Consider the following 4,344-nt stretch of genomic DNA (forward strand, 5'->3'; position numbering starts at 1 on the left):
CGGCGTCGACGACATCCGCGCCCAGCGCATCGCGCCCTTCGATGCGGTCCCCTACGTCCTGCCGGTGGGCGATCCGCTGGTGGCCCCGCAGCCCCCGCCCGGCGGGCTGAACGAGCTCAAGGCCCAGCTCGAGGTGAAACCCAATCCGGTGCACGGCGCGCTGCGCATCGAGTTCGCGTTGTTCCGCTCGGAGCCGGCGACGCTCGATGTCTTCGATCTGGTGGGCCGCCGCGTCGCCCATCGCGAGCTCGCGGCTTCGTCGGGCGCACGCTCCATCACGCTCGATGAAGGCGCCTCGCTCGCGCCCGGGCTCTACCTGGTCAAGCTGACACAGGGCGATCTCCAGATCGCGCGCCGCGCCATCGTCGCTCGGTGACTGTCGCTCGTTGATCGGCGTGCGCGCGCCGGCGCCCGCGCCGCTTGACCCCCTCACTCGCGCTGATAGAATGCCGCGCAATTCGGGGGCGACTGTCCGGCTCTCTCGCGGCCTCCGCGACCCGAAATCGTTATCCGGTGGGGATGTAGCTCAGTTGGGAGAGCACCTCGTTCGCAACGAGGGGGTCGTCGGTTCGAATCCGATCATCTCCACCAATAATTTGGGCCAGGCCCAGCGCAACCCGACCTTGTGAACCCCGTCAGGACCGGAAGGTAGCAGCGGTAAGCAATCCTTCGGGTGTGCCGCTGATCCGCCTGGCCCTTTGAACCGGCGTTCGGAATGGCTCATCGCGCACTCACGCTCAAATACCGCCCGCAGGTCTTCGCCGACCTGATCGGGCAGGACCACGTGAGCCGGGTATTGACCCGCGCGCTCGAGAATCAGCGCGTGGCGCACGCCTACCTGTTCACCGGGGCGCGCGGCGTGGGCAAGACCACCAGCGCTCGCATCCTCGCCAAGGCTCTCAATTGCGAGAAGCGCCGCTCCGAGCGCGCCGCCGGCAAGCTCAAGACCGTCGATCCCTGCAACCAGTGCACGCCGTGCGTCGAGATCACCTCGGGCGTTTCGCTCGACGTGGCCGAGATCGACGGCGCCTCGAATCGCGGCATCGCCGATGTGCAGGCGCTGCGCGAGAAGGTGCGCTTCGCGCCGACCGGTGGCGCCTATCGCGTGGTGATCATCGACGAGGTGCATCAGCTCTCGGGCGACGCGTTCGCCGCATTGCTCAAGACGCTGGAAGAGCCGCCCGCTCATCTGGTGTTCATCTTCGCCACCACCGATCCGCAGAAGCTGCCCGACACCATCCGCTCGCGCACCCAGCGCTTCGACTTCGCGCGCGTCCCGCTGCGCAAGGTCGCCGACCGGCTGGTCGAGATCCAGAAGCGCGAAGCCGCCGATTCCGAAGGCGTGAAGTTCACGCTCACCGAGGACGCGGCGCTCTTGATCGCGCACAAGTCCGAGGGCTCCATGCGCGACGCGGTGAGCGCGCTCGATCAGGTGATTTCGGCCGGCGAGCCCGAAGTGAACGAAGAGCTGGTGCGCCGCGTGCTCGGCATCGCCGATCGCGAGGCGTTCTTCACGCTCGGCGACGCGATCGTGCGGCGCGACCCGAAAGCCGCGCTGCTGGCACTCCACGCCGCCTTCGACAAGGGCCTTGACCCTCGCGAGCTGGCCGAGGGTTTGAGCGAGCACGTGCGCCACATGCTGATCTTGAAGATCGATCCCGAGGGCGGCGATCTGGTGGCGCTCGCGCGCCACGATCTCGACCGATTGATCGAACAGGGCAGGGACTGGAGCGAGAGCGACCTGTTGCGCCTGCTGCGCCTGGCGTCGGAAGCGGCGCTGCCGATGCGCGACAGCCCGCAGCCGCTGATCCACCTCGAAGCCGCGGTGTTGCAGATGGCGACGCTCGAGCCGGGCGAGACGCTGGCGACGCTGCTCGAGCGCCTGGAGCAGCTGGAGCAGCGGCTCGGCGGCGGCGGCGGCGCCGCACCGCGCGGGACATCGGGCGGCGGTCCTGCGACGCGCGCCACGACGTCGGCGGCACCCGCGCGCCCGCCGGCGCCGGCTCCGGCGGGCGCGGCCAGCCCCTCGGCGGCCCCGCCGCGCCGCGGGTTTGGCCCGGGCGGGGCGACCTCGGGCGGATCCGATCCGCGCGCGAGCTTCGGCACGCCGATGACTTCGCCGTCCGCCTCGCCGGCCCCGCGCCCGCTCACGAACGTCGCCGCCCCGGCGGGCGCCGCGAGCGCGACCGCGCTCGCCGAGGCGCCGGAATTGTCGCCCGAGCTCGAAGCGCGCTGGAAGGACGTGCTGAGCGGGATCAATGGTCGCAAGCGCATGCTCGGCGCGTTCCTCGAGGCCTGTCGCTTCATGGGCTGCGCCGGGAACACGGTGTGCGTGGGGATGGACGATCTCCACCGCGTGGTGGTGGAAGAACAGGAGAATCGCGCGCTGATCGGCGAAGAGATCCGCCGAGCGTTTGGTGACATGCACGCGCTGCGCTGCGTCACCGGCGAGAGCGTGGGTGGGGCGGCGATGCCGCGGCCCACCGCCCAGGACTTGAAGCCCATGGTGGACCAGGCCATCGCCTGGTTCGAAGGCGAAGTGATCGAACGCGCGCGGCGCGGGGAGACGCCTCCGGAATGAAGAGCTTCGGCGACATGGTGAAGCAGGCGCAGAAGGTGCAGAAGATGATGGGCGAGCTGGAAGAGCAGTTCGCCGAACAGCGCTTCGAGGCCAGCGCCGGCGGCGGCATGGTCAAGGCGGTGGTGGACGGCAAGCAGCGCCTGAAGGAGATCAAGCTGAGTCCCGCCGCGCTCGACGAAAAGGACGTGACGCTGCTCGAGGATCTGATCGTCACCGCGATCGCCGAAGCGCAGAAGACCTCGGAAGAGCAGATGCAGGAGTCGATCGCCAAGGTGACCGGCGGCTTCAAGCTGCCGTTCTGATCCCGCCCTCATGTACGGCTCCAAAATCCTCGAGCAACTGATCGAGGAGCTGGTCAAGCTCCCGACCATCGGCCAGAAGAGCGCGCAGCGTCTGGCGCTCCATCTGCTGCGCGCGCCGCGCGAGGATGCGCTTCGGCTCGCCGACTCGATTCGCGCGTTGCGCGAGAAGGTCGGGCTGTGCAGCGTGTGCGGCAACTTCACCGAACAGGATCCCTGCCCGATCTGCACCGACCCCAGGCGCGATGCCACGGTGGTGTGCGTGGTCGAGCAGCCGGGCGACGTGCTGGCGCTCGAACGCACCGCGCAGTATCGCGGCCGCTATCATGTGCTGGGCGGCGCGCTCTCGCCGCTCGACGGCACCACCCCCGACGATCTGCGCATTCGCCAGCTGCTCGAACGGCTGCGCGATTCCGGAGGCTCGAGCGAGGCGATCCAGGAGGTGATCCTGGCCACCAATCCCAACGTGGCCGGCGAAGCCACCGCGCTCTATCTGTCGCGACTGCTGGCTCCCACCGGGATCAAGGTGACTCGAATTGCGCGCGGGGTTCCGATGGGCTCCGACCTCGAATACTCCGACATGGTCACGCTGGCCCGCGCTCTCGAGGGCCGCCAGCGGGCGGAATAGCCCCACCGATCGATGTCACCGCATTGGGTCGATGCCGTCCGCCTGCTTGGCGTGCTGCTGTGCGCGGCGCTCAACGGCTTCTTCGTCGCCGCCGAGTTCTCGCTGGTCACGGTGCGCTGGACGCGCATCGACGAGCTGGTCGCGCAGGGGAAGTTCGGCGCGGCGCCGCTGCGCATCATCCACGAGAATCTCGGCCGATCGTTGGCCGCCACCCAGCTCGGCATCACCTTCAGCAGCCTGATGCTCGGCTGGCTCGGCGAGCCGGCGGTCGCTCACCTGATCGAGCCGATCTTCCACTTGTTGCCGCATCCCTGGAATCTGGCGGTGGCGCACGGCGCAGCGGTGGTGATCGCGTTCCTCGGCATCACCTACCTGCACATCGTGCTCGGCGAGCTGGTGCCTCGCGCCATCGCCATCGAGCACGCCGAGGCCGTGGCGCTGTGGACCTCGACGCCGTTGCTCGCGTTCATCCGGGTGTTCCGGCCTTTCATCGCGGTGTTCCGCGTGTCGGGCGAGCGCATCGTGAAGTGGCTCCGGGTGCCGAGCCCGCCGATCCACCAGCAGGTGCACTCGGTGGACGAGCTGAGCATGCTGATCGAAGAGACGCAGGAAGCCGGCGTGATCCCGCCCGATCAGGCCACCTACGTGCAGCGCGTGTTCGAGCTGGCCGACAAGACCGTGCAGGACGTGATGGTGCCCGGCGACAAGGTGGTCACGCTGTCGCTCCAGGCGTCCGAGAAGGAGATCCTCGACGCCTGCCGCGAGAGCGCGCACACCCGGATGCCGGTGTGGGAGGGAACGCCCGACCACATCGTCGGCATCGTCAACACCAAGGA

Annotated in this window: 5 protein-coding genes, 1 tRNA gene and 1 other RNA gene; all 7 read left to right on the top strand. The window is 68.8% G+C overall.

Annotation, left to right across the window (positions count from 1 at the left end):
* The coding region (locus VMJ70_02050; GenBank protein HTO89891.1) for a T9SS type A sorting domain-containing protein at window positions 1-376 on the top strand (376 nt) is incomplete at its 5' end.
* A gap of 139 nt (window positions 377-515) precedes the next feature.
* A tRNA-Ala gene (locus VMJ70_02055) sits at window positions 516-591 on the top strand.
* An 8-nt stretch (window positions 592-599) separates the two neighbouring features.
* An RNA gene (gene ffs, locus VMJ70_02060) (signal recognition particle sRNA small type) lies at window positions 600-699 on the top strand.
* Window positions 700-715: 16 nt separating this feature from the next.
* Window positions 716-2,581 carry a DNA polymerase III subunit gamma/tau gene (gene dnaX / locus VMJ70_02065; GenBank protein ID HTO89892.1) on the top strand — a complete coding sequence of 622 codons (1,866 nt, stop codon included), beginning with the start codon at window positions 716-718 and terminating at the stop codon, window positions 2,579-2,581.
* Window positions 2,578-2,883 (top strand): YbaB/EbfC family nucleoid-associated protein, encoded by a 306-nt coding sequence (locus tag VMJ70_02070; protein ID HTO89893.1) that lies wholly within the window; start codon window positions 2,578-2,580, stop codon window positions 2,881-2,883. The genes dnaX and VMJ70_02070 overlap by 4 nt, the downstream gene beginning before the upstream one ends.
* Window positions 2,884-2,893: 10 nt before the next feature.
* The gene (recR, locus tag VMJ70_02075; protein HTO89894.1) at window positions 2,894-3,508 is read left to right on the top strand and encodes a recombination mediator RecR; all 615 of its coding nucleotides are present in this window, start codon (window positions 2,894-2,896) and stop codon (window positions 3,506-3,508) included.
* Window positions 3,509-3,520: 12 nt separating this feature from the next.
* Window positions 3,521-4,344: hemolysin family protein (locus VMJ70_02080; GenBank protein ID HTO89895.1), on the top strand; the 824-nt coding region annotated here is incomplete at its 3' end.

It is taken from the genome of Candidatus Sulfotelmatobacter sp. (assembly GCA_035498555.1).
Lineage (GTDB): Bacteria > Eisenbacteria > RBG-16-71-46 > RBG-16-71-46 > RBG-16-71-46 > DATKAB01.

Bases quoted from the DNA above. Each gene is read 5' to 3' on its own strand.
- dnaX (HTO89892.1), top strand. From the start codon at position 716: ATGGCTCATCGCGCACTCACGCTCAAATACCGCCCGCAGGTCTTCGCC.
- VMJ70_02070 (HTO89893.1), top strand. From the start codon at position 2,578: ATGAAGAGCTTCGGCGACATGGTGAAGCAGGCGCAGAAGGTGCAGAAG.
- recR (HTO89894.1), top strand. From the start codon at position 2,894: ATGTACGGCTCCAAAATCCTCGAGCAACTGATCGAGGAGCTGGTCAAG.